3 protein-coding genes are annotated in these 2127 nt (G+C 38.8%); all 3 read left to right on the top strand.

Going from position 1 to position 2127, the window contains the following annotated elements:
* Nucleotides 1–379: hypothetical protein (locus H6A13_RS12800; protein WP_338043084.1), on the top strand; the 379-nt coding region annotated here is incomplete at its 5' end.
* 217 nt (nucleotides 380–596) lie between these two features.
* On the top strand, nucleotides 597–734 hold the full coding sequence (locus H6A13_RS12805; RefSeq protein WP_204909924.1) for a hypothetical protein: 138 nt from the start codon (nucleotides 597–599) through the stop codon (nucleotides 732–734).
* Nucleotides 735–807: 73 nt separating this feature from the next.
* A complete protein-coding gene (locus H6A13_RS12810) occupies nucleotides 808–2127 on the top strand; it encodes an AAA family ATPase (protein WP_204909925.1) in 1320 nt (439 codons plus the stop codon).

The following is a 2127-nucleotide window of genomic DNA, read 5'->3' on the forward strand; positions in this document are numbered from 1 at the left end:
ATATGATAAAGAGCTGGCAAATCAGGTGATGTATGATATACAGAGAGAAGGTATGGATTATCATAAAAAGCCGGTGGTTTTTATTGGCTGTAAGGAAATGGATCCAATTCCGATAGAAGAATCTGGTACGATAGGCGGATCTTTATTTGAATGGGACGATGGGAATAACTATCGTATGAGAGATTTTATTCAGACACTGGGATTTGAGCTGCTGGCACCAAATGGAGCACAAATGAATGAAGCATTGGCGCTTAGCGAAGATATGGAAGTGTGGCCGGGGACAAATGGTATTAAAGAAAGCGAAAATGTGATTGTCGTATATTTTTCAGAACCGTCCGAGAGATGGAAAGCTGTCAACTTACAGTATCTCAGACAGTGAAGGAAGTTCAATTAATTTCTGGGAATAACACATGATGATTTTGTGCAGCAGGAGTTCAATATGATGGCAATATATCCAGAGTTAAATCCGGGTGGTATGGATATTCGTTTTATGTCTCTATATAAGGAGCATGAGAAGTGTCGTCAATACGTTTCCGGATGCCTTTGATTGTGAAAATTCAATAATTTTATGCATTTGCAAAGGGGATGAAAGAAAGATGAGGCTGGAGCACCATGATTTTGATGTATATCAAATCCTGAAAGAGAAAGATCCAATGTTTATCAATGAGTTGTGGCTGATTGATGACTCTAATCCATTTGAACTGATTGATGCATTGAAAGAGGAAGTTTTATAACACAAAAGAGGATTTTTAATAATGCAGACAAGTGTTGTGATGAGTAAGCAGTATTGAAAAGTGGGTGAGACTTATGAACGGAACAGTCAAGATTCAAAATTTCGGGCCGATTAAAAATGCAGAAGTTGCTTTGGATAAAAATGTCCAGATTCTTATAGGAGAACAGGCTTCTGGAAAGAGTACGATTGGGAAGGTAGTATACTTTTGCAATAAAATCAGAGATTATACGTTGGATTATCTTATGACAGAGGAGCGGTTTTCTCAGAATCATGAAAACGAATACTTTACTTATTATTTGAAGTATCTGAGGCGGAAATTTATGGATTGTTTTGGAAAAACTACCCATATGCCTTATTTTCAGATTCATTTTACTTTTGGTGAACAGTATGTACGTATTTATAAAAGTCGGGACGGCTATGTGATGCTGCAGTTTGCTCCCGGATTAGAAGCACAGCTTCGGGATCTGTTTGGCGAAGTTGCTGAAACATATCGCCGTCAGAATACTTCGGAGAGTACCAGTAACGAAGGCTTGGAAATATATGATAAAATCATAATGGCGACTATGCTAAAGCAGCGGTTGCGGTACGCTGTGACGTCTATGTTTTTGTCTGCGGAGGAAGTGATTTATATTCCCGCAGGTAGAAGTCTTCTGGCAACTTTATCTGAAGATATGAGGTATCTTCTGGCTCAGAATATGGATCTGACAATGCGGGAATTTGTGGAATTAATACAGACGACCAGAAAACGTTTTGGGACGAAAATCCCGGAAATGATCAAAGATTACACAAAAACGGAGAATGGTCAGATTAACAATATGGCTGTCGGTCAGGCATATTCTTTGATACGGGAGATTTTAAAAGCGGATTATACCAGTGAAGAAGACGGGGAAAAAATATATTTTGATGAACGTCACTGGGTTAAATTGATGTATGGCTCCTCCGGGCAGCAGGAAGCTTTGTGGATTTTGCTTCTGGTCTTTATCATTATTCTGGAGAACAAAAATGCGTTTGTTATTATTGAGGAACCGGAGGCTCATCTGTTCCCGAAGGCGCAGCGGAAAATAGTGAATCTGATAGCTCTTATGGTAAATACTACTAAAAGCAAAGTTATGATGACGACGCATAGCCCTTATATTCTCACGGCGGCAAATATTCTTTTATATTCTAGAAAAGTAGAAGAAAAACCGAGTTCTGGTACTGATACGATAGTTCCGCGGAATCTGAGGCTTTCTTATGAAAAAACAGCTGCTTATAAAGTCGGGGGAAAAGACCGGACGATTGTATCATTATTGGATGAAGAAACACATATGATTGACGCAGATTATATAGATAGTGTTTCCGAGATCATAAATGAAGAGTTGGAACGCTTGCTGGAAAAGGAGTGTGATTTATGA

The sequence above is a fragment of the Mordavella massiliensis genome (assembly GCF_016902415.1).
GTDB lineage: Bacteria > Bacillota > Clostridia > Lachnospirales > Lachnospiraceae > Merdimonas > Merdimonas faecigallinarum.